The 22803-nt window shown below is 63.0% G+C and carries 22 protein-coding genes and 2 tRNA genes; 6 read left to right on the top strand and 18 right to left on the bottom strand.

Annotation, left to right across the window (positions count from 1 at the left end; translation table 11 throughout):
• Positions 1-1736, top strand: a 1736-nt coding sequence (locus tag QA609_RS14740; protein ID WP_278303369.1) for a hypothetical protein, incomplete at its 5' end; no start/stop codon positions are given.
• Positions 1737-1773: 37 nt separating this feature from the next.
• On the opposite strand, the gene QA609_RS14735 is transcribed toward QA609_RS14740, so the two are convergent.
• The 8 genes from QA609_RS14735 to QA609_RS14700 all read right to left on the bottom strand — a co-directional run bounded on the left by QA609_RS14735 (position 1774) and on the right by QA609_RS14700 (position 11149).
• The gene (locus QA609_RS14735; RefSeq protein ID WP_005554544.1) at positions 1774-2382 is read right to left on the bottom strand and encodes a 30S ribosomal protein S7; all 609 of its coding nucleotides are present in this window, start codon (positions 2380-2382) and stop codon (positions 1774-1776) included.
• 2 nt (positions 2383-2384) lie between these two features.
• Positions 2385-2813 carry a 30S ribosomal protein S12 gene (locus QA609_RS14730; protein WP_005554545.1) on the bottom strand — a complete coding sequence of 143 codons (429 nt, stop codon included), beginning with the start codon at positions 2811-2813 and terminating at the stop codon, positions 2385-2387.
• Positions 2814-2949: 136 nt separating this feature from the next.
• Positions 2950-3381: a NusA-like transcription termination signal-binding factor gene (locus tag QA609_RS14725; protein WP_278303368.1), complete on the bottom strand. Its 432-nt coding sequence runs from the start codon at positions 3379-3381 to the stop codon at positions 2950-2952.
• 3 nt (positions 3382-3384) lie between these two features.
• Entirely contained in the window at positions 3385-4584 is a 1200-nt protein-coding gene (gene rpoA2, locus QA609_RS14720; protein ID WP_278303367.1) for a DNA-directed RNA polymerase subunit A'', read from the bottom strand.
• Entirely contained in the window at positions 4577-7504 is a 2928-nt protein-coding gene (locus QA609_RS14715; RefSeq protein WP_278303366.1) for a DNA-directed RNA polymerase subunit A', read from the bottom strand. Before QA609_RS14715 ends, rpoA2 begins: the two co-directional genes overlap by 8 nt.
• Before the next feature lie 6 nt (positions 7505-7510).
• Positions 7511-9340, bottom strand: coding sequence for a DNA-directed RNA polymerase subunit B (gene rpoB / locus QA609_RS14710; RefSeq protein ID WP_278303365.1), 1830 nt, complete (start codon positions 9338-9340; stop codon positions 7511-7513).
• Positions 9341-9346: 6 nt separating this feature from the next.
• A complete protein-coding gene (locus QA609_RS14705) occupies positions 9347-10921 on the bottom strand; it encodes a DNA-directed RNA polymerase subunit B'' (RefSeq protein ID WP_278303364.1) in 1575 nt (524 codons plus the stop codon).
• Entirely contained in the window at positions 10922-11149 is a 228-nt protein-coding gene (locus QA609_RS14700; protein ID WP_278303363.1) for a DNA-directed RNA polymerase subunit H, read from the bottom strand.
• Positions 11150-11454: 305 nt separating this feature from the next.
• Between QA609_RS14700 and QA609_RS14695 the strand changes: the two genes are divergently transcribed.
• From QA609_RS14695 to QA609_RS14685, 3 genes are all read left to right on the top strand, one after another.
• Positions 11455-11527, top strand: a tRNA-Asp gene (locus QA609_RS14695).
• An 18-nt stretch (positions 11528-11545) separates the two neighbouring features.
• Positions 11546-11618 (top strand) — tRNA-Asp (locus tag QA609_RS14690).
• A gap of 183 nt (positions 11619-11801) precedes the next feature.
• Positions 11802-12215: a group I intron-associated PD-(D/E)XK endonuclease gene (locus tag QA609_RS14685; protein ID WP_278303362.1), complete on the top strand. Its 414-nt coding sequence runs from the start codon at positions 11802-11804 to the stop codon at positions 12213-12215.
• A 171-nt stretch (positions 12216-12386) separates the two neighbouring features.
• Here the strand turns inward: QA609_RS14685 and QA609_RS14680 are convergent, their stop codons facing one another.
• From QA609_RS14680 to gap, 6 genes are all read right to left on the bottom strand, one after another.
• Positions 12387-13130 (bottom strand): protein-L-isoaspartate O-methyltransferase, encoded by a 744-nt coding sequence (locus tag QA609_RS14680; RefSeq protein WP_278303361.1) that lies wholly within the window; start codon positions 13128-13130, stop codon positions 12387-12389.
• Between the two features lie 57 nt (positions 13131-13187).
• Entirely contained in the window at positions 13188-13856 is a 669-nt protein-coding gene (locus QA609_RS14675) for a protein-L-isoaspartate(D-aspartate) O-methyltransferase (RefSeq protein ID WP_278303360.1), read from the bottom strand.
• 115 nt (positions 13857-13971) lie between these two features.
• Positions 13972-14625 carry an HVO_0476 family zinc finger protein gene (locus tag QA609_RS14670; protein ID WP_278303359.1) on the bottom strand — a complete coding sequence of 218 codons (654 nt, stop codon included), beginning with the start codon at positions 14623-14625 and terminating at the stop codon, positions 13972-13974.
• A 249-nt stretch (positions 14626-14874) separates the two neighbouring features.
• Entirely contained in the window at positions 14875-15837 is a 963-nt protein-coding gene (locus QA609_RS14665) for an aminopeptidase (protein ID WP_278303358.1), read from the bottom strand.
• Positions 15838-15891: 54 nt separating this feature from the next.
• A complete protein-coding gene (locus tag QA609_RS14660; protein WP_278303357.1) occupies positions 15892-17100 on the bottom strand; it encodes a phosphoglycerate kinase in 1209 nt (402 codons plus the stop codon).
• A 42-nt stretch (positions 17101-17142) separates the two neighbouring features.
• Positions 17143-18213: a type I glyceraldehyde-3-phosphate dehydrogenase gene (gap, locus tag QA609_RS14655; RefSeq protein WP_278303356.1), complete on the bottom strand. Its 1071-nt coding sequence runs from the start codon at positions 18211-18213 to the stop codon at positions 17143-17145.
• Positions 18214-18482: 269 nt separating this feature from the next.
• Between gap and QA609_RS14650 the strand changes: the two genes are divergently transcribed.
• Positions 18483-19550, top strand: coding sequence for a type II glyceraldehyde-3-phosphate dehydrogenase (locus QA609_RS14650; RefSeq protein ID WP_278303355.1), 1068 nt, complete (start codon positions 18483-18485; stop codon positions 19548-19550).
• A gap of 44 nt (positions 19551-19594) precedes the next feature.
• On the top strand, positions 19595-19990 hold the full coding sequence (locus tag QA609_RS14645; RefSeq protein WP_005554564.1) for an Hsp20/alpha crystallin family protein: 396 nt from the start codon (positions 19595-19597) through the stop codon (positions 19988-19990).
• Between the two features lie 161 nt (positions 19991-20151).
• Here the strand turns inward: QA609_RS14645 and QA609_RS14640 are convergent, their stop codons facing one another.
• The 4 genes from QA609_RS14640 to QA609_RS14625 all read right to left on the bottom strand — a co-directional run bounded on the left by QA609_RS14640 (position 20152) and on the right by QA609_RS14625 (position 22798).
• Entirely contained in the window at positions 20152-20538 is a 387-nt protein-coding gene (locus QA609_RS14640) for a hypothetical protein (RefSeq protein ID WP_278303354.1), read from the bottom strand.
• Positions 20539-20794: 256 nt separating this feature from the next.
• On the bottom strand, positions 20795-21679 hold the full coding sequence (locus QA609_RS14635) for a RimK family alpha-L-glutamate ligase (protein WP_278303353.1): 885 nt from the start codon (positions 21677-21679) through the stop codon (positions 20795-20797).
• Between the two features lie 228 nt (positions 21680-21907).
• The gene (locus tag QA609_RS14630) at positions 21908-22438 is read right to left on the bottom strand and encodes a 50S ribosomal protein L16 (protein WP_005554570.1); all 531 of its coding nucleotides are present in this window, start codon (positions 22436-22438) and stop codon (positions 21908-21910) included.
• Positions 22439-22567: 129 nt separating this feature from the next.
• Positions 22568-22798, bottom strand: coding sequence for a MarR family transcriptional regulator (locus tag QA609_RS14625; RefSeq protein ID WP_278303352.1), 231 nt, complete (start codon positions 22796-22798; stop codon positions 22568-22570).
• Positions 22799-22803 lie beyond the last annotated feature (5 nt).

Here is a 22803-nt window from a genome sequence, read left to right as displayed (position 1 = left end):
GCGTTAAAATCTACTCCGAAAAGAATCGAACACGCATAGACCTCAATAGCCCTTCGAAAGTCGTTCTCGGTGCGCGATCGTATCACACACAGCCAGCAGGATCAATCACGACGACAACGGATCCGTCGGATGTTATGCAGGCTGTGTCAGCGTTTGGTTCAGCCCTCAAAACAATAAAACCAGAACGATCGTATCCGACACTTCGTGGCCATCCCCCAACGTTGGAAATAGGTCAAGAGTTAGATATCCCTTCGCAGTTCGAACCACCGGAAACAGGCATTCGTATCGAGGTGCCTCGAGACCTCGCCTCGGTATACGTAGTTGCACCACTCGCGTATTATCTTGGAGCGAAAGTCGAACCGGGAACCTCCCCCCGTCTTTTCGCTGAGTCAAACTATTCGGTTCAGCTAGCTGGGGAGCTAGGCTTTGAATCATTTGTGGAGCAGTTATTACAAAAGGTGATATTTCTTGACTGCCTTGTTCGGGGGGGTGGGACCTTGTCGACCACTCTCGAGGAACGATACAAACTCGACTCTGTTTTAGAGTTCGATCTGGAGAAAGCGTACGATCAATCGCCTTCCGAACGGCTTCAGACGTATTTTGCCGTTCCCTTCGAAAAGGTAGAACCCTATCTCCCCGATTGGCAAAGATCGGTACTGGATCCGGTCGAAGAGAGTGTTCTTTATCTGCCGTTCCTTGCTAACGATCTCACGGCCGTCAGAACCCGAAATCGGCAGCGCAAACGTGATTGCAATCTCGATAGGGACAGAACTCACCAAGGGCCACAGGGTAGAACGCATACATCTTCCTGTTCAGAATCATCACATAATACGACCATAGAACAGTGTTGGGATGATGGAACGCTTCCAGAGATAGTGGCTAAAACACCGCTATCAGCCTATTATAACGATATCAACAGGACGCTTAGATCGACTCCAATCGAAATCCAGGTGGTATGCAACGACCCAGGAATGAACGAAGAACTGGCTGCTCTGTACGGTACGTACGGGAACAGAGAAGGTCTTTCGTTTGATGTCGGACTACACCACGACCTTACGGTCAGGGAATTAGCAGAACTTCTCGAGCAGGCGAGCGATTTTGTACATTATATCGGTCATACCGAGGAGAATGGATTCAGATGTTCCGACGGGTATCTAGACGCCTGGTCCCTTGATAGTGTAGGCGCGAAGGCGTTCTTACTCAACTCCTGTCGATCGTACGAGCAGGGATTAGCACTCCTCGAAGCGGGAAGTGTTGGAGGAATCGCAACGCTCAACGATATCGATAATACGGATGCTATTCGAATCGGGAGTACGATAGCACAATTGTTGAACCAAGGATTTCCCCTTTACGCTGCTGCGAACATGGTACGAACAAAAAGCAAGGTAGGAGGAAGTTACCAGCTACTCGGTAAGGGTACAACAGCAGTCTCTCAATCGAAGATTGGTCTACCAGTTCGGTTCTCCCTTACTCAGAGCGAGGGTCAGTACCACCTACGGCTGAAGGCGTATGCAAAGGAGAGACTACAAATCGGTAGCACGTATCAACCGTATCTCAGTTCGACAGATGCGTATCACCTCCTGCCAAAGGAAGTCGGACCAATAACGGTACCAAAGTCGGATTTCGCAAAAATCACGGATATGAGCGAGGCAGCGGTCCTTTTAGACGATGAAATTAAAATGGCAGATGATGTCAAATTCAAAGATATCGGCCTGTTCAGCGGGAGCAACAGCTAACGACTCGGTCTTTGAAAGTCAAGGAAAATAAAACGCCTTAGCGTGCGGCGGCCGCGACGCGTTCCTTCTCCTCTTTCTGGCTGATCGCGTACGTCTGCACGTCGTAGTTAGCTGCGCCGACGAGCTGGTTTGCGATCGCTTCCGGAACGGACGTCGAGGTCTTGAACGAGTCCTTGTAGACGCCCTCGGCGAGCATCATCAACGCCTGGTCGACACGACGCTGCGGTGCGACGTCGACCGCCTTCGGCACCGAGATCCCACCGTACTTCAGTCGAACTGTCTCCTCGCGCGGCGCGGCGTTTTCGACAGCCGTCACGAGCACCTGCACCGGGTTCTCCTCGGTGCGCTCGTGGATGAGTTCGAACGCGTCGCGAACGAAGTTCAGCGACTGCTGTTTCTTGCCCGTGTTATCCTCGGTCTGCATCAAGCGATTGATGAACCGCTCGACGATCGAGATCTGGGACTTCTTGAACTGCTTGCTGGCGTGACGGCCAGCGGTGTGAGCGACCGGTGTCACCTGGATGTAGCGTTCGGTCGACGGGTCGGCGTACTCGATCTCGCCCATCTCCCACGTTCCGAACAGCTTCGCGGAGACGTCCGCGTCGCCGGCAGGTGCGTCGGGGTCGGGTTGGTCTTCTGCAGCCATCGTTATCGCACCGGCTTTTCAGCGTTTCCACGAACCAGTTCGATGAGCGAGACGCCGTTGACCTTCTCGACCTTGTAGTTGACACCCGAGAGGTCACCCATCGCACGACCCTTCGCTCCACCGATACCGGCGATGGTCACTTCGTCGTGCTCGTCGATGAACGAAATTGCGCCGTCACCGGGACAGAACGCGGTGACCTGTTTGCCGTTCTTGATCAGCTGGACGCGAACGCACTTTCGGATCGCCGAGTTGGGCTGTTTCGCTTCGATGCCGACCTTTTCGAGTACGATACCTCGAGCCTGGGGAGCCCCCTCGAGGGGGTCGGACTTCTCGCGAAGTCCGCGGGCGCGGCGCGCGTAGTCCGAGTCGGACCACCGCTGGTTCTGGCGGTCCTTCTTGAGCTTGCGCGCGGCGTACTTGCCGTTTGCCATGCTCGTCGCTATCGGTCGGAGACACTTAAACGTCCCTGTTTGGAGACGCGATTACGCCACGAGAACGCTCTATTGGGGGTAACGAAGGAATCTCAGGGCGTTTCGGAGCTCGAAAGAACTTCTCGCGAGGTGGGAGTCAGAGCAGCTGGACGTCGTCGATGTCGAAGTGTCTGGCGGCGAGACGTCGAGCGGCGTCGATCGTGCGGCCGTCGGCACCGATCGCGACGCCTCGGTCCTCGTCGGCGACTTCGACGTAGGCGACGGTGTCGTCGTTCTCGCTTATCGTGACGTTGTAGACCGCCGCCGGAGCGAGCGTGTTCGCGACGAACGTCTCGGAGTCCGCGGCGTTCTCGACGAGCCGGACCGAGCTGTCGACTTCCTCCTCGAAGCGACGGACGGTCCGACCACCGGGGCCGATCGCATCGCCCATCCGGCCGCTTTCGACGACGAGTATCAGCCGCTTCTCGCCGTTGCGTTCGTCGACGAGGCAGTCCTGGCCGGCGACGTCCGTCACGTCCTCGAAGCGGGCGAGGTACTGGCGAGCGTCGTCGTCGAGGGTTACCGCCATCGATCAGTCCGCCTGCCCACCGCCGCTGGAGCTCGTCGATCCCATCCGCAGATCGACGTCGCCGGTGCCGAGCTTGATCGGTTTGCCGACGATGACGTTCTCCGTGACGCCGTCGAGATCGTCGACTTCGCCGTGGATCGCGGCGTTGAGCAGGTGGTTGACGGTCACCTCGAACGCCGCACGGGCGAGGACGGAGTCCTTCGAGCCCGAGATCCCGTGGCGACCGATCGACTCGATCTCGCCGCGGTTGGTCATCATGTCCGCGACCAACATTAGGTGACGGACGTTCACGTCGTCGAGACCCTGTTCGGCCAGCGTGTTGTTCGTCTCCTCGATGATCGCCTCGCGGGCGGCCTCGATACCGAGGTTGCGGTGGATCTCGTGGATGTTGTTACACGTCGATCGGGAGGCGTCGACGCCCTCGATCTCGAGGGCGTCTCCGAACGCCGACCCTTCGGTGTAGAGGACGAACTCCTCGTTGCCGTCGTCGAGTTCCTCCCGTCGGATGACGACCCGCGAGATGTCCTCGATCCCCTTGAACGTGATCTCGCGCAGCTCCTCGACGAGCTGGAGCAGGTCCCGATACGACGGCTCTTCGGGGCCGAACTCGATCTGGGTGCCCTGCTGGATCGCTTTCACGCCGAGGTTGTCCTGGATGATCTCCGCGACTTCCTCGGGCGTGATCATTCGCTCCTCGAGGGTGTCCTCGTTGAGCGAGATCTGAACTCGCATATCTGCAACGTTCGTCGAGACGTCACCCAGCGCGAGGACCTTCGTCGCCTCGATCTTCCAGACGACCTCGTGGGCCCTCTCTCGCTCGGTGGCGTACTCGTCCTCGAGGTGGATCGTCATCATCGGCGTGTCCGGGGTCTTCCGGGCGTCGACCAGCTCGATCAGCCGGGGCAGCCCCTGCGTGACGTCGATCTCCGCGACGCCAGCGTAGTGGAACGTGTTCATCGTCAGCTGCGTTCCGGGTTCACCGATCGACTGTGCGCTGACGGTGCCGACGGGGTCGAGGGGGTCGACGCGCGTATCGAGGTACCGCGCCTCGACCGCCTTCGCGAGCTCGTCGGCGTCCTCGACGGTGGCGTCGGTGCGGCCTTCGAGGGTCGCGTAGACCTTGTCCTTGAGCCGACGGGGAAGGTCGGTGTCCTCGACGACGGCGACGGTGTCGTCGTCGACGGCGTAGTCGACCTCAGTCATCGGAGGTCACCTCCGTGCCCTCGACGAGTCGGTCGTCGGCGTACTCCGAGAGGTTGGTCGGCTCGGTCTTGATTCCGAGGAACTCCTTGCGCTGTGCGTCGGATTCGAACTCCGAGTCGAGCACTCGATCGGCGATTCGCTCGACGTCGATATCGTTGTCGTCGCCGGAAGAGACCTTGACCGGCGAGGTGCCGTCCTCGCCGAACTCGAACTGGACGATGGTGTCCGAGGTGTCCCGGACGGTGCCGTCGTACTGCGCTTCGAGCTCGGAGAGGGCGTTGATCAGTCGGCGCTGGAGGTAACCGGACTTCGAGGTACGGACGGCGGTGTCGACTAGCCCCTCGCGGCCACCCATCGCGTGGAAGAAGAACTCCCGCGGAGTCAGCCCGCTGGTGTAGGAGTTCTCGACGAAGCCGTGTGCCTCTGCGGAGAGGTCGTTGGGCTTGTAGTGGCTCAGGGTGCGATCCTCGTATCCGCGGTTGATCCGCTCGCCCCGAACTGCCTGCTGGCCGACGCAGCCGGCCATCTGGGTCAGGTTGAGCATCGATCCACGGGCGCCGGATTCGGCCATGACGACGGCCGGGTTATCGTCGGTGAAGTGTTCGTCAGCGATGTTCCCGGCGTTGTCACGCGCACGCGAGAGCGTCTGCATGATCTTCATCTCGAGGGTCTCGTCGATCGTTCGGCCGGGCAGACTCTCGAGTTCGCCGCGCTCGTAGGCCTCGATGAGCTCCTCGACGCGGTCGTTGGCGTCCTCGATCGTCTCGTCGATCCGGGCCTGGGCCTCCTCCGGGATCGTCTCGTCGTCGATCCCGATCGAGAACCCGAAGTGCATGATCGCTCGCATCGCGAGCGTCGAGACCTCGTTGATGAAGATCCGGGCGCGAGTGTTGCCGTAGACCTTCGTGATCGTGTCGACGATCTCACCGCCGAACTCGCCGACCTCGTCCTCGGCGATCGTTCCCTCGAGCAGCTGGCCGTCCTCGACGACGACGTCGTCGCCGACGGTGCCGGTGAACTCGAGGTTCAGATCGTCGGGCAGCAGTTCCGAGAAGACGTCGTACCCGGTCCAGAACGGCTCGCCCTCGTCGTCGATACCGCTAGGTTCGGGCAGCTCGTCGATCCGGGTCGCGCGCAGCAGGTCCAGCGCCTGTGTCTCGTTGAATCGGGGGTTGTCGTGGGTCAGCAGGTACATCCCCGAGATGTGGTCCTGGATGGCGCCGATGATGTTCTCGCCGAAGCGCGGCGAAAGAATCTGCTCCTGGACGCGCATGAGGACGCGGGCCTCCGCGCGGGCCTCCTCGTTTTGCAGCGCGTGCATGTTCATCTCGTCGCCGTCGAAGTCGGCGTTGTACGGCGGACAGACGACGGTGTTCAGCCGGAACGTTTTGTACGGCATGACCACGACCTCGTGGGCCATGATCGACATCCGGTGCAGCGACGGCTGGCGGTTGAAGATGACGATGTCGCCGTCGACGAGGTGGCGGTTGACTTCCCAGCCGGCGTCGACCTTCTCGGCGAGCTGTTCGCAGTTCTTCTCGGTCACCTTCAGCCGACGACCGTCGGGACGGCGCACGTAGTTCGCGCCGGGGTGGGCCTCGGGACCGTTCGAGACGTATCGGCGGGCCTCCTCGACGTTGCGCTCGGTGACGTTCATCGTCTGGGTCATCTCGCTTGCGACGCGGTCGGGAACCCCGACCTCGTTCAGGCTGAGGGTGGGGTCCGGCGAGATAACGGTTCGGGCCGAGAAGTTCACGCGCTTCCCGGACAGCGAGCCCCGGAACCGGCCCTCCTTACCCTTCAGGCGCTGCGAGAGGGTCTTGAGCGGTCGCCCGGAGCGATGGCGAGCCGGGGGCGTCCCCGAGATCTCGTTGTCCATGAACGTCGTCACGTGGTACTGCAGCAGCTCCCAGAGGTCCTCGATGATCAGCTGGGGGGCACCGGCCTCGCGGTTCTCCATGAACCGCTGGTTGATCCGGATGATGTCGACCAGCTTGTGCGTGAGGTCGTCCTCGGAGCGCTGGCCGTTGTCCAGCGTGATCGACGGACGGGCGGTTACCGGTGGGACGGGGAGGACGGTCAGGATCATCCACTCGGGGCGGGAGCGCTCCGGGTTGATCCCCAGGACCTCCATGTCCTCGTCCGGGATGGCCTCGAACCAGTCCCGGATGTCGCTCGGCATCAGCTTGTTCGTGTCCTCCTCGGTGAGGTCGATGTCCAGGGCCTTCTCGATGGCCTTGCGCTGACTCTCGCGCGGTCGGAACGAGCCCGAGAGGATCTCGTTGATCCGGCCGATGTCGATCTCGGTCTTCTCGGCGAGCTCGTCGGGCGTCGTCCGTTCGACGCCGGCCTCCTCGTCGCCCTGCATCGCGCCCGCGATGCGCTGGGAGTACTCGCTGGTCAGGACCTGCTGGACCTCGTAGTAGGTCGTCGGCTTCTCGTGATCGATGTCGTACTGGACCTCACCACAGTGGGGGCACCGATCCTTCTTGCGAGCCTGTCGGATCGCGGCCTTCGTCACGTCGTTCAGGTCCCGGCCGAGCTTTCGCGACTCGTCGATCTGGTCGTAGAACTCGCCGCGCTCGTCCTCGGTCAGCAGGAGCCGCGAGCACTCGCGGCAGGTCCCTCGCAGAAGCCGACGAATGAGCTTCGTAAAGCCGACGTGGATGACCGGTGCGGCCAGTTCGATGTGACCGAAGTGACCGTTACACGATCCCGAGTGCTTCCCGCAGGTCTTACACTCGAGCCCGGGGTCGATGACGCCGAGTCGGGGATCCATCAGTCCCATGTCGATGGGGAAGCCGTCGTCGTCGTAGGTGTCGGCCGTGATGATCTTCGTCGCGCTCATCTCGCGGTACTCCTCGGGCTCCATGAGCCCGAAGTTGATCGATCCGATATCTTTTGGTGTGCTGTTTTGCATGGTGGGTTAGACGGCGTCCTCCAGTTCCAGTCGCGGCGCGATACCCAGAGCCTTCATCTCGTCCAAGAGGAGTTTGAAGGCGTAGCTCATCTCGATCTCGTGGATGTCCGTCTCCTCGTCGCAGTTCGGACAGTACACGCGGCGCTGTTCGACGTTCTCGACCGCACTCATTCCGCACTGTCCGCAGATGTGGATGAACTCGCGGTCGGACTCGTCGAGCAGTCGCTCCTTCAGCGTCATCGCAGCGCCGTGGCCGATGAAGACGTCGCGCTCCATCTCCCCGATACGGAGTCCGCCCTCGCGGGCGCGACCCTCGGTCGGCTGGCGGGTCAGCACCTGCACGGGACCGCGCGAGCGGGCGTGGAGCTTGTTCGAGACCATGTGGTAGAGCTTCTGGTAGAAGATGATCCCGACGAAGATCTCGGCCTCGATCTTCTCGCCGGAGATCCCGGAGTACATCGTCTCCTTCCCGGCGGAATTGAATCCGTTCTGCTCGAGCCCCTCGCGGAGTTCGTCCTCGTCCTCACCGAGGAAGGGGGTGCCGTCGACGCGACGCCCTTCCATGGCGCCGAGTTTGCCGCCGATCATCTCGAGGATGTGACCGACGGTCATCCGCGACGGCAGGGCATGGGGGTTCAGGACGAGGTCGGGGACGACGCCCTCCTCGGTAAACGGCATGTCCTCCTGGGGTGCGAGGTGGCCGACGACCCCCTTCTGGCCGTGGCGGCTCGCGAACTTGTCCCCGAGTTCGGGGATTCGTTCGTCGCGTACGGAGACCTTCGAGAGCTTCGAACCGTCCTCGCCCTCCATCAGGGTGACGGTGTCGACGACGCCGCTCTCTCCGGAGCGCATCGTCACCGACGTTTCGCGGCGCTTCTGGGGCGAGAGACCCCCCATGTCGTCGGGCTCCTCGAGGAACCGCGGTGGGCTCGTCTTCCCCAGCAGGACGGAGTTCTCGTCGACCTTCGTCTCGGGGTTGACCAGTCCGTCCTCGTCGAGATGCGTGTAGGCCTCCTCGCCGCGGGCACCACGAACGTCCTGGCTCGGGATCTCGAAGCGGTCCTCCTGACCGCCGGGGTAGCGACGTTCCTCGCCCTCGTACGTTCTGAAGAAGTGTGAACGGGCGAGTGCGCGCTCGACGCTGGCCTTGTTCATGACCAGCGCGTCCTCGATGTTGAACCCCTCGTAGCTCATGACGGCGACGACGAAGTTCTGGGCGGCGGGTCGCTCGTCGAAGCCGATCTGCTCGGTGGTCTGGGTCTTGACCATCGAGAGCTGCGGGTAGTGCAGCAGGTGCTGGCGCGTGTCGGGACGGATCCGGTAGTTCGCGCTCGGGAGTCCGAGCGACTGCTTGATCATCCCCGCGCCCATCGTAATTCGGGGCGACGCGTTATGCTCGGGGTAGGGGATCATCCCTGCACCGATCCCGAAGATCAGCTGCGGGTCGATCTCGAGGTGGGTGTGGTCCGCGTTCAGGTCGTCCTCGTCGACGGCGACGTAGATGTCCTCTTCCTCCTCGGCGTCGATGAACTCGATGTAGCCGTGCTCGACCAGATCCTCGAACTCGAGGTCACCGTCCTGGAGCGCCTCGAGTTCCTGCTCGGAGATGCGGGGCTCGCCGTCCTCGACGACCAGCAGCGGTCGGCGCGCGCGACCCGCGTCGGCGTTGACGATCACTTCGCGGGTGCGGTCCTTGACGGAGACGTTGACCATCTCGCTGACGTCGCCGATGCGTCGCGCTTCGCGGATCTGTTCGGCCAGTTCGTGCGGATCGGGATGGGTCCCCACCAGCGACCCGTTCACGTAGACTTTCGCTTCTCGTTGTTGGCTGCTCATTGTTGATCAGTCGTCTGCGGTCGATCGCTCGATACCCTCGAGACCGGGGATCCCCTCGACGCCCATCGAGGCGAGTTCGCGTTTGAGTTCCTGTTCGTCCTCGATATTCTGGGAGAGCTCCATCGCCTGGGCGAAGTTCTTCACCAGTCCACAGTTCGGACCCTCCGGCGTCTCGGAGGGACAGATGCGACCCCACTGGGTCGCGTGCAGGTCCCGCGCCTCGAAGTGGGGCTGCGAGCGGCTCAGCGGGCTGCGCAGCCTGCGCAGGTGACTGAGGACGCCCATGAAGTCGGTGCGGTCGACCAGCTGGCTCACGCCCGAACGGCCGCCGACCCAGTTACCCGTCGCGATCGGGTGCTCGAGGCGTTCGGTCAGCACGTCGGATCGAACGACGGTGTTCACCGAGAGGTTTCGGTTCCGCATGTTGGCGCGCTCGAGCTGGTACTTCACGTCCCGGGCCAGCTTGTTCAGCGCGGTCCGGAACAGGTCCCGCATCAGGTCGCCGCTGACCTTCAGTCGCTTGTTCGCGTAGTGGTCCTTGTCGTCGGCCTCGCGGCGGCCGAGTGCGAGCTCGAAGCAGGCCTCGGCCATCCGACAGAGGTAGTGGGCCTTGTTGATCCGGACGTCCTCCTCGTCGACACCCTCCTCGTGGAGGTGTGGCAGGAGGTAGCGGTCGATGACGTAGTTGGCCCGCTTGAGCTGGTAGTTCTTCCCCTGGCCGGAAGCGACGCGCTTTCCGAGTTCCTCGATCGCTTCCTCCTCGGTCTGGACCTCCGCTTCCTCCAGGTTCTCGAGCATGTACTTGACGACCTCGGGGTCGTTCGAGACCTTGTGGACGATCTCCTCGTCGCTCTCGAGGCCCAGCGCCCGAACGAGCGTGACGAAGTTGATCGATCCCGACACGGAGGGGAACGAGACCTCGAGCAACCCGTTTCGGGTTCGCTCACACAGCACGAGCGCGCGGTAGCCACGGCGCTGCGAGAACGTCTTGGCGACCTGGATCTCGTCGCCGTACTTGGTGTCGTACTCCGCGAGGATCTTGTTCGGCGCGAGGTCCTCGCTGGTCATCAGCACGCGCTCGGAGCCGTTGACGATGAAGTAGCCGCCGGGGTCGGCGGGGTCCTCGCCGATCTCGATCAGCTCCTCGTCGCTGAAGCCGGCGATGTTACACTTGTCGGAGCCGACCATGATCGGCATCCGGCCGATCTTCGTCTCAGTGGAGTCGACGACCCGCTCGTCGCCCTCCTCGCCCTTGACGATCGACATCTCCATGAAAACGGGCGCGGAGTAGGTGATGTTCCGGAGTCGGGCCTCCTGGGGGTACAGCAGCTCCTCGGAGCCGTCGGCCTCCCGAACGCGGGGCGTGACGACACGGACGTCGCCCAGTTCGACGTGAACCGGTTCCTCGCCCTCCTTGTCGCCGATATCCGTATCGATCGTCTCCTTCTCGTCGACGACCTCCTGCATCCCCCGGTTGAGGAAGGCGTTGAACGATCGGTAGTGGTGTTCGGCGAGCCGTTCCTTCGAGAAGTATTCGCGCGAGATGTCCCGTCGTTTCGAGCGATTAAGTTCTGTTGACATTTATTCTACCACAAGTCGGTATACGACTGCCTGGTCGGTTGTGCGTGAGTTCCGAACGATCTTGATGACGTCGCCGACTTCCGCCTCGTCCGGGAGAGCGGAGTCGTTGCGCTTGATTTTCGGCAGGTCTGTACGGTCGATGTCGTACTCCGTGAGGACCTCCTCGAGGACGTCCTCCTCGAGAACGGTGTGCTCCGGAACGAGTTCGTGTTGGCTTACGTCTACCATGTGTTGGTGCGGGCTATCGGGAGAGAAGCGGCTGTCACGAGATACTACAGGCACGTAGCGGCGGGACGCATTTAACGGTTACTAACTCGACTCAAAGGCGCGGCTATCCGGCCTGGCGAACTTGACCGGAACTGTCTGTCACGTTCGTACGTAGCCCGTTCTCGGTTATATTCCTTGTGGGGAGTAGAAGTGGAGGCCGCTGGAGCGGACGTGTCCCGGTTCGTCCTACCACACGTTCCACGATTGGAAAGCCTTAATACTCTCACCGGGAAACTGAGAAATGCGTCGTAAGACGCCGCAAGCAAGCCCGGATGGTGTAGTGGCCCATCATACAACCCTGTCACGGTTGTGACGCGGGTTCAAATCCCGCTCCGGGCGCTTCCTTGCGACTTGTCTGCCCGGATGGTGTAGTGGCCCATCATACAACCCTGTCACGGTTGTGACGCGGGTTCAAATCCCGCTCCGGGCGCTTTCTCAATATCGCGAGTGGTCCGTTTCTCCTACACGAGCAAAGATCCTGAAAGAAGCAGTCCAGAACCGAGGAGTGGAGGGAGCGTTCCCTTCTGTCCGCAAGCGCACGCTACTCTACCGTATCGGCAGTCGTAGCATTCCCGGATACCATTAGTAGTATCACCTATTACTTACGGATACGATGCGGAACTCGAAAGAGAGAGGAGACAAAACGGAGATAAAGGTCGCCTCACGGCTCATAGAAACCGGATACAGCGTTTCAATTCCGTTCGGTGACAACGACAAGTACGATCTCGTAGTCGATGATGGTACGACGTTGTATCGAGTTCAGTGCAAAACCGCATGGCAGAACAAGTCACAGACGATTCGATTTAACACGCATTCACAGACGACTAAAGACGGAGACTATCACGAACAGACCTATCAGGAGGCAATCGATGCGTTCTGTGTTCGGTATCCGAAAACGGATCAGCTCTACTGGATACCGGTTGATGAGGCAACGACGCAAAAAATGGAGCTACGGTTCGACGCTGCTATCGACCACCCATCGATTAACTGGGCGATCGACTACGAGTTCAGCGAGAACTGTCCCTGATCGTACTGTTGGCTGTTTCTATCACGTTGTTCAACTTGATTCACTCCTCCCCAAGCCAGTTCAAGTTGTACTCGGTCCCGGCGTCTCTAACGTTAGCTTCGATCCGTTCTCCGAAGCTCCGCTCGAGGACGTCGGCGCCCAGCGCTGAGACTCGACGCGACGAAAGCCCCATCAGCGTAGTCGGTCGTCCCACTCGATCCACTCCTGCTCCCAACCCGTCCGCGACTCCGCCCGTTGGCGAGCGTACTCGAGGTCCTCGCGGTTCGTCCGGTTCCGTTCGACGGCGCCGGACTGCTCGCCCTCGAGCAGGAGCGGATCGAACGAGACCGCCTCGAACACCTCGCTCGAGCCGTCGGCGTCGACGGCCGCGATCCGCTGGGGCTGAGTTCCTCGGGGAAGGACGAGCCGGCCGTCATCGGCGAGCTGGTCCATGAGCGGTCGCGGCGGGTCGACTGCGGCCGCCTCGAGCAGGATCCGATCGAAGGGAGCGTACTCGGGGAGGCCGTCAGCGCCGTCGCGGCGGTCGACGAGGACGCCCTCGTATCCCGCCCGCTCGAGGTTGGTTCGCGCTTCGGCGACCAGTGGACGCGAGATGTCGACGGCGTGGACGCGCTGTTCGCCGACGATTTCGGCCGCGACGGCCGCCGTGTAGCCGACGCCGGCGCCGACGATCAACACGTCGTCGCCCTCCTCGAGGGCGAGCGCCTCGAACAGCCGGCCGACCGTACTCGGCGCGAGGACGCGGGTCTCGAGGACCTCGTGCTCGCGGTCGGCGTAGGCTGAGTGGTCGTCCTCGAGGAACTCGTGGCGGGGCACGTCCCGCATGGCGATGGCGACGGCCTCGTCCGTGAGAACCCCCTTCGAGGGGGATTCGAGGCCGTCGACCAGGTCCTCTCGGAGTACCGCAGGGTCCATACCCGGGGTAGCGGACGAAGCGTTATCAACTACGCGCCCGCCCGCACAACCACGAGACTACTCTCCCCGCATTCGAACGAATCGAACGCCACCGTGTTCGCTTCGCTCGAGGCTCCCGTCCTCGCGTTTTTCGGCCATGACGAGCGTCTGGAACCCGGTTCCGATCGGGGCGAGTAGCCGACCACCGGTCCGGACCTGTTCGACGACGGGGTCGGGCAGCTCTGGCGTCGCGCAGGTGAAGTACGCCGCGTCGTACGGTGCGTGCTCGGCCCACCCCTCGCGGCCGTCGCCGACGCGAATCGAGACGTCGCCGTACCCCGTCTCGGCGAGCCGCTCCCTGGCCTGTTCGGCGAGCTCCGCGCCGTACTCGACGCTGTAGACGCCCTCGGCACCGACGAGTTCCGCCGTGACGGCGGCGTGGTAGCCACAGCCGGTGCCGATCTCGAGGACGTCCGCGCCGGGCTCGAGCTCGAGTCGATCGGCCATGATCGCGACCATGTGCGGCGCGCTGATCGTCTGCCCGTCGCCGATCGGGAGCGGTCGATCCTGGTAGGCGTCGCCGCGACGATCCGGCGGGACGAACTCGTGGCGCGGGACGGTCTCGAGGGCCTCGAGGACGCGGTCGTCGTCGACGCGGTCGGCGACCGTTCGGACCATCCGCTCGCGGGCGCGTTCGTAGTCGTCCGTCCGGCCGCCTCCGTCGTCGGAGCTGAACCGATCGAACATGACGGAGCCTACGGGCTCGCGAGCAATAGCCTGTGGGACCCAGCTGCGTGCCGGTCCGTTCGTCCGGAGCACCTCCGGACGTCGGCCGCGTCTCGGAAGAGAATCGTCGAGTCGACTACCAGGCAGACCAGGCGCTGGTCTGTTCGTCGTAGGCGTAGACCCGCTTGAGGTCCTTCGCGACGCCCGTATCACCCTCCATATCGTAGCGATCGCGGTCGTACTCCGAGGCGTCCTTCCGAACGACGAAGGCGTCGATCTCGAACTCGTCGTCGCCGAACTCCTCGATCGAGCCGACCTCGAACTCGTAGTCGCCGGGGACGTAGACGGTGATGCTCCGGCTGTCGTCCCGGGAGCCGTCCTGGGGATGCACGGTGACGTTGACCGCGACGTTGTCGACCTCGCGGGACCAGACGGTCTCGATGTCGTCGGCGTCGGCCTCCTCGACGCGGCGGTGACCGTCGAGTTCGACACTGGTCACGCGAACCGTCGAGAGCACCTCGTCGGTCTCGAGGATGAACTCGTCGCCGACCTCGACGGTCTCGTCCTCGGGCGCGGTGACGTTCGCGGTGAACGACTCACCCTCCTGGGAGACGACGACGTCGAGTGTGACTTCGCGTTCGGGATCGGGCTGTACCTTGTGGACGTGACTGCACTCGCTGCACCGAACTGTAAGCGCCCCACCGCCCTCTGTCAGTACCTCGTGGACCGTCTCGAGGTCCGGCGAGCACGACGGACAGGGCGTCGGGATCCGGTCTGGAACGTCGTTCATAGCACGTCGTAGACGCCACGACCGTAAAAGGCGATTGGACCGCACACGAGCCCGTCACTGGCTCGCACCGTCGTCGTTCGAGTCGCCTCGAACGCTCGCTCGAGGGCTCGAGTCTACCCGGCGCTCGCCAGTTCGATCTCGATACCTGCTCGCGGTTTCACCGCTCGCTCGTCGGGAGGTTTACGACCTCCCCGCGTTCGCGGCTGGCGCCGCTCACTCACTACATGGAAGTTCCACTTCCACGCCCGCTCACGGCTCGTCGCCGTTCGCCATCGGGAGGTCTACGACCTCCCCGTCCGCCCGCACCGTCGGCTCCCGGACGATCCCGTCGAGGTGGATCGGTGCGTCGACGTCGCCGCCGATGCCCGCGTTGTCCCCGATCGCGATGTGGACCGTTCCGCCCGCCTTCTCGTCGAGCAACACGGAGCCGACGAGATCGGTGACCGCGACGTTCGTGCCGATGCCGAGCTCCGCGAGGTTGTAGGCCGCGTCGCCAACTTCTTCAGCGGCGTTCTCGACCGTCTCGCGGATCTCGTCGTCGGAAATCTCGGTGACGAGGCCGTCCTCGACCTCGAAGCGAAGTTCCTGGCCGTCCTCGAGCAGCCCATGGGGTCGCATCGTGCCGTCGACGACGAACGTCCCGTCGGCGGTCTCGGGGCTGACGAACACCTCACCCGCGGGAAGGTTCGACATCTCGCCGGACTCGTGGACGATGCCGGTATCGGAGAGGAACTCCCGGTCGCCGATCCCGAACGTGATGTCGGTTCCGGCGGGGGCGGTGACGCGGATCTCCTCGGCGTCTTCGACCTGCTCGAGGACGTCGGCGGAGTGGGCGGCGATCGCCTCGTAGTCCGCGTCCAGTCCGGTCGTAAACACCTCCTCGGTGATCCCGGGCAGCGTCGCAACCCGGGCGCCGGCCTCGTTCGCGTTCCCGCGCGCACGGGTGTGACTCAAACTCTTGGTCGTCGGCGCGAGGACGACGTCGGCGCCGGCCATCGCCGCCGCGACCGGCTCCGGGGGTTCGGCGCCGTGGGTCTCGCCCGGCGGATACCGAACGATCACGGCGTCGTCGGAAATCTCGCTCGCGACCTCGTAGATCGCCTCGCCGATCGGCTCGCGCTTGTCGTCGGTGACGACGGCGCAGCTCTCCGAGGACTCGAGGGCGAGACACTGCCGAACGGCCGTCTCTGCGGCCGCGCGAAGATCTGACATGCGCGATAGTGGGATCAGCGGGCCGAAAGATCTTGCTATCGGCTATCGGGGACGTTATTCGGCGGCGTCTTCGAGGGCCTCGACCGCGACCAGCGGCTCGCCCGTCAGCGCACGGACGTAGGCGCCGCCCGCGATCGAAACGTGTCCGAAGTCGTCCTCGTCGAGGCCGTACATCTCGATAGCGCGAGAGGTGTCGCCGCCGCCGACGACCGAGAAGCACTCAGTTTCGGCGATCGCCTCGAGCACCGTGACGGTGCCGTCGGCGAACCGTTCGTCCTCGAAGACGCCCAGCGCGCCCTTGACGAAGACGGCTTCGGACTCGCGGACGAGATCGGCGTACGTCTCCGCGGTGTCGGAGCCGACGTCGAGGTAGGAGGTCTCCTTCTCGAGACCCTCGACGTCCGTCTCCGCACGGTCGTCGTCGTCGCCCTCGTAGGCGAGGTCCGTCGCGAGGTGCAGGGACTCGTCGTACTCCTCGAGGATGCGCTCGATCGTCTCGCGCTGGTCGTCCCACTGCTCGTCGAAGAAGTCGGTTCCTTCGACGTCGTAGCCGACGTCGTGACCCGCCGCGCGCAAGAAGAGTTCGCCGACGATGCCGCCGAGACAGAACCGATCGACCGTGTCGTCGACCCGTTCGATGACGGGGATCAGGTCCTCGGCCTTCGTTCCACCGAGAGCCATCGTGACGGTGCCGTCGAACTCCCGTTCCTGGATCGACGAGTTCGCCGTGTACTCGGTTTCCATCACGCGACCCGCGTAGGCGTCTATCACGCGCGGGAAGCCGACCAGCGAGGCGTGCGAGCGGTGAGCCGCCGAGTAGGCGTCGTTGACGTAGGCGTCGAACTCCGGGGCGAGGGTCCGCACGAACTCGGTGTCGGCTTTGACCTCGGGCTCCTCTTCGGGGAGTTCCTCGTCGCACATTCGGGCGTTCTCGAGAACGAGTAGCTCGCCACCGTCGAGGTCGTCGATCGCCGCCAGCGCGTCCTCGCCGAAGGTGTCGGCGACGAAGTCGACGTCCCGCTCGAGGTGATCGGCGAGGATCTCGGCGTGTCCTTCGAGGGAGACGAACGTGTCGCGACCGGGGCGGCCCTGGTGGGCGAGGATGGCGATCGCGTGGCCGTCCTCGAGTAGCTCTCGAAGGGTTTCGGCGTGGCGCGCGAACCGGCGGTTGTCCTGAACGACGCCGTCCTCGACGGGCGCGTTGAGGTCGAGGCGGATCAACAGTCGCTGCTCGGCGTCGAGATCGTCGATCGTCTTGAACATACAGGGACGGCGCGCCGAACGCGCTTAAAGATTAAAGAGCGATCAGCGGGCGACGGCCTCGTCGGCCTCGTCTGCTTCCGCCTCGGCGGCGACGTAGGTCGCGAGATCGAGCATCCGGTTCGAGAACCCGTACTCGTTGTCGTACCAGGTCAGGACCTTGACGAGACCGTCCTCGAGTGACATCGTCGACTCGAGGTCGACGTACGACGAGAACGGGAGGCCGACGATGTCCCGGGAGACGATCTCCTCGTCGGTGTAGCCGAGCACGCCGGCGAGTTCGCCGTCGGCCGCGTCGCGGAAGGCGTCGGCGAGTTCCTCCTCGGTGACGTCCTCCTCGAGGTCGACGGTGAGGTCGGTGATCGAGCCGTTCGGAACGGGAACTCGCATCGCCATCCCGTCGAGCTTCCCCTCGAGCTGGGGCAGCACTTCGGTGGTGGCGATGGCGGCGCCTGTCGAGGTCGGAATGATGTTCTCGGCGGCGGCGCGACCGCGGCGGCGCTTGTCGAGCGGGCCGTCGATCAGGTTCTGGCTCCCGGTGTAGGCGTGGACCGTGGTCAACAGTCCGGACTCGATACCGAACTCCTCGTCCAAGACCTGTACGACCGGCGCGACCGAGTTCGTCGTACAGGAGGCGTTCGAGAGGACGTCCTCGCCGTCGTACTCGTCGTGGTTGACGCCGTAGACGATCGTCTGGACCTCCTTCTCACCCTTCGGCGGGGCCGAAATCAGCACCTTGTCGGCGCCGGCTTCAAGATGCTGGGCGGCCTCGTCGTACGTACGGAAGATGCCGGTTGCCTCGAACGCGACGTCGACGTCGAGTTCGTCCCACGGCAGCTGGGTCGGATCGCGCTCGGAGGTCAGCCGGATCTCCTGACCCTCGAGAGTAAGGGTGTCGTCCTCGAGGGAGACGTCCTCGAGGCGTCCGTGAACCGAGTCGTACTGCAGCAGGTAACGCATGTCGTCGTTGTCCATGACGTCGTTGATCGCGACGACCTCGACATCGTCGTACGCAAGTGACGCGCGAAGGACGTTGCGTCCGATCCGCCCGAATCCGTTGAGGCCGATACGAAGCGTCCCCTCGAACTCGTTCTCGGTGTACGAATGTTCACTCATATCTGAGTACTACGCAGGCCATGATTAAATCACTTGCCCCTTCCAAAACGTTGATTGACGATAGGGAAGGATTTCGATCTATCGTTCGCTAAGGCTGGTTCGTTGTGGTTCCACATATCATAGAAAATTCAAACTTTCTGATGTTTTAGCGTGTGCATGCGTTAGCACGTGTTCTCCGGCCGATCTGCACCGAACAACTCAATTTCGAGTTAACATCTATCAGATTCTTGCAAAACAGTTATGCCGGTCGGCGGTGGATGTCGACGCGTATGCTCCGGGTCGGAATCAACGGTTATGGAACCATCGGAAAGCGCGTCGCAGACGCCGTGCGAGCTCAGCCAGATATGGAGGTCGCCGGCGTCGCCAAGGTCAGTCCCGACTACGTCGCACTCGGGGCGGCCGAGGCGGAGTACCCGCTCTACGCGGTCGACGAGGACCGTACCGATGGGTTCCACGAGGCTGGCATCGACCTCGCCGGTACCGTCGACGACCTCGTCGCAGACAGCGACATCGTCGTCGACGCGACGCCGTCCGGAATCGGTGCCCAGAATCGCCCGCTGTACGAGCGCCACGACACCCCTGCACTCTTCCAGGGCGGCGAGGACGCGACCATCGCCGAGGTCAGCTTCAACGCCCGCGCGAACTACGACGAGGCGACCGACGCCGACTACGTTCGCGTCGTCTCCTGTAACACGACCGGTCTCTCGCGGCTCGTCTCGCCGATCCACGAGGACTACGGCATCGAGAAGGTCCGAACGACGCTGGTCCGACGCGGCGGCGACCCGGACCAGACCGGCCGCGGGCCGATCAACGACGCCCTGCCGGACCCCGTCTCCATCCCCTCCCACCACGGCCCGGACGTCCAGACCGTCTTCCCCGAACTCGATATCGACACGATCGGACTCAAGGTCCCGACGACGATGATGCACGTCCACGCGGTCAACATCACCCTCGAGGAGGAACCGGACGACGTCGCGGAGATCCGCGACCGCCTCCGCGGAGAGGACCGACTGCTCATGATCCCCGACTACGCCGGAATCGACGGCGCCGGCACGCTCAAGGACCTCGCGCTCGACGCAGGCCGCCCCCGAGGCGACATCTGGGAGAACTGTATCTGGGAGGAGTCGATTACCGTCGAAGGACGCGACCTCTACTGTATGCAGGCGATCCACCAGGAGTCCGACGTCGTCCCCGAGAACATCGACGCGATCCGCTCGGTGACAGGGCTGCTCGACGGTCCCGAGAGCCGAGCACTGACGAACGAGACCCTCGGGATCGGACTCAGCCGACTGGACAACTCCGAGGAACGCACCGTCGATCGACAGACCGCCGACTGAGTCGTCGGGGAAAGCTTTTGGCCGTCCCTTCCCTACCACCAGCTATGCGACGAGACGACCGCGACGAACCCTTCGACGATCTCTTTCGGGAAATCGAGCGGATGATGAACGAGATGATGAGCGGTGCCGACGTCGATTTCGACTCCTCGAGCGCCGTCGACAGCGGATTCGGCATGGACACCCACGTTGACATCCACGAGACCGACGACGAGATCCGCGTGGTCGCCGACCTTCCGGGCGTCGAGAAGGACAACATCGACCTCGAGTGTGACGGCAAGACGCTCACGATCTCGGCCCAGAGCGACCACCGCCAGTACGACGAGCGCGTCTCGCTCCCCCAGCGGGTCAACGAACACAGCGCCTCGGCGACGTACAACAACGGCGTCCTCGAGGTCGTCTTCGAGTCGGCCGAACACTCCTCGGGAATCAGCCTCGAGTAAGCATACGAGAGTCGACTCGCGGTCGACACCGGTTTTGTTCTCGAGTTCCGTTTCGGGACGCGAGCCGCCAAGATAGGAGCGACTCCACCGACGGCGCGACTACTTTCGGAACCCGCCTTTCGTCTGTCTCTTCGTGTGCTCGATGAAGGCCTCCGTCTCCGTCACCGGATCCGGAGCCTTTCGCTTGCCGTGTCGGCCGTGTCGACCGCGTTTTCCGCCGCGACGGTCTCGGTCGTCCTTTCGATCGTGTTTTCGGCCGTGCCCTTTGTCTCGACCGTCTTTCCCCTTGCGACCGCGTCGGTCGCGGCGGTCTCGGCGGTCTCGGCGGTCCCGGCGGTCCCTTCGGTCGCGTTTGCCGTTCTTTCGGTCCCGATCGTTCTTTTTGTCTCGACCGTGTTTGCCGTTCTTTCCGTCTCGACCGTTCTCTTTGTCTCGGCCGTGTTTGCCGTTCTTTCCGTCTCGACCGTTCTCTTTGTCTCGATCGTGTTTGCCGTTCTCTCCGTCTCGACCGTTCTCTTTGTCTCGGCCGTGTTTGCCGTCCTTCCCACCGGCCGATACCGCACCCGAGAGGCCGACGAGACCGATACCTGCCGCTCCAGCGATTCGGAGAACGCCGCGACGAGTGTTCGTATTGTCTTCTGTCATCTGGATCTACGGGCTCCGTGGCCCACCGTCGGCCAATTCGAGGGTCCCGTATTAACCGGTCCAATCGTTACGAGATCAATCCAGGATACGAACGTCGTCCGGTGTCCGTTCGGCTCGTTCAGTGACGAGTATCTTTCCGAAACCCGGGGCGTCTGGGAGTTAGACGGTCCTCGAAACGTCGGCACAATCGGAGATTACTCCCGCTAAACGGTCGTAAAATCCCGGTTCGTACTTCGTCGCCTCGTCGATCGTTGGCCGAGCGTTCGTCTCGTTGACCACGACCCGATCGTCAGTCTCGAGCAAGTCCACCCCGAGAAACGGGATCTCGAGGACGTCGGCGACCGACTCGGCCAGTCGGCGCCACTCCGTCGGGAGATCGACCCCCCGTGCCGTCGCGCCGCGATGGACGTTGTGTTTCCACTGACCCTCGCGGACCGCGTCGTCGGGGAGGCGGCGTTCGACGGCGCCGACGTACTCACCCTCGAGGACCATCACCCGGTAGTCGGTGGCGTCGGGGAGGTACTCCTGGACCAGGAAGGATCGGTCCCCGGTCGCCCGGTAGTCGTGGACCAGCGAGAGGTAGTCACAGATCCCCAGGAAGGAGTCGAGGTCGTGGGCCTTCGCGACCCCGACTCCGCGAGTCGTCGAGTTCGGTTTCACCACGACCGGCGGCTCGAGTCGGTCGAACGCCTCGATCAACTCGCCCTCACCAACGTCGTTCGAAACGTACACCGACTTCGGCACCGGCAGGTCGGCCCGCTCCAGGCGGGCGAGCACCTCTGCCTTGTTCCGCGAGATGAGGATCGCCTCGCGGTCGTTGAGCCACGGGATCTCGAGCAGCGCGTCGGCGACGCCGCCCTCCATCAGGCGACCGGGGTGGACGAACCCGACGTCGTACTCCTCGGGCGACCACGGGGCGTCCGCGCCCAGCGGAACGACCCGCTCGCTGACGGGGACATGGTGGGCGCGAACGCCGCGCTCGGCGAGGGGGTCGCACATCCGATCGAACGTCTCCTCGGCGTTCGCGACCGCGAGATCGATCATGCTCGAGAGTCGGGAGTAGAGGCCCAAAAGTCTGCGTACCCACACTCGGGGACTCGCCGCCCTCGATTCGCAGTCGACGGGACGGGTTTCTCGAGCGCGAGCGGTTCTCGGCTAGGACGGTCACGAACCGGAACCACGACGAACGACTCCAGGGTCGTCGGTGAGAGCGGCGTTTGCACTGGGCCGTGTGGCGACGGACGGCGACGCCGTCCAGAGTAAAAGGTGGGGTTACGAGACCAGCTGCTCTTCGCCCTTCTCGACGACGATACGGCACGGCGGCGAGATCTTGTTGTACGCGCGGCGGAACGCCTCCTTGGCGTGCTCGGCGTCGTCTAAGTCACACCAGACCGTGAAGATGCGCTCGCCGGCGTCGATGCGCGCGGCGGTGCCGACGATCTTCCCGAACGACTGGCGCATCCCGTCGGAGACACGGTCCGCGCCCGCACCCGTCGCCTGCTTGTTCTCCCGGATGACGTGGTGGGGGAACTTCCGGAGAATCATCTTGTAGTTGTTCTCACCGGCGTTTTTCAGCATGTGGCGGTTGGCCGACAGGCGCGAAGCCTCGAGGCTTCCGTGGCGGATCTGGACCTCTTCCTCGGTGATGAGGCTGATCTGGACCGGGTAGTCCTCGGGACCGGCGCTGACGTTGCCCATCTTGTGCTGTGCGATCTTCGATCCGGGGATTCCAGTAATGTACTCGCGGCGCGTGTAGGCCGGCTTACTGATCTCCCGGTACATTGAGGCGGGTTTGTCCGACATGGTTGTGGTTACTTACGAAAACGGAAGCCTACCGTGGGGATAAAGCCTTCGAACCGCTACGTCCGCGCCAGCGGGGGTTCAGGCGGAACTACTCGGCGAGTTGACCGACAGCACGTCAAAAATCGTCGTTTAGTTGCAGGGAACGTAGTCGGCGCCGTTCTTCTCGACGAGTCCCTCCTCGGTGAGACAGTTCAGCACCGAGAGGACGCCGATCTTCTTCATCGCCAGGACCTCGTTCAGGTCCGACGCCGTCGCACCGCCGCTGGCCTCGAGGTAGAGGTAGACGAGTTTGGCCTGCGGGGATTCGATTTCGGTCGGGAGCGGCTCGAGCTGCGTGGTGGTGAGTTGTTGTTCCATCATCGTAG

It is taken from the genome of Natronococcus sp. A-GB7 (assembly GCF_029688865.1).
GTDB lineage: Archaea > Halobacteriota > Halobacteria > Halobacteriales > Natrialbaceae > Natronococcus.
Note: the sequence above shows the minus strand (reverse complement) of the source record. Positions and strands in the feature narration are given on the sequence as shown.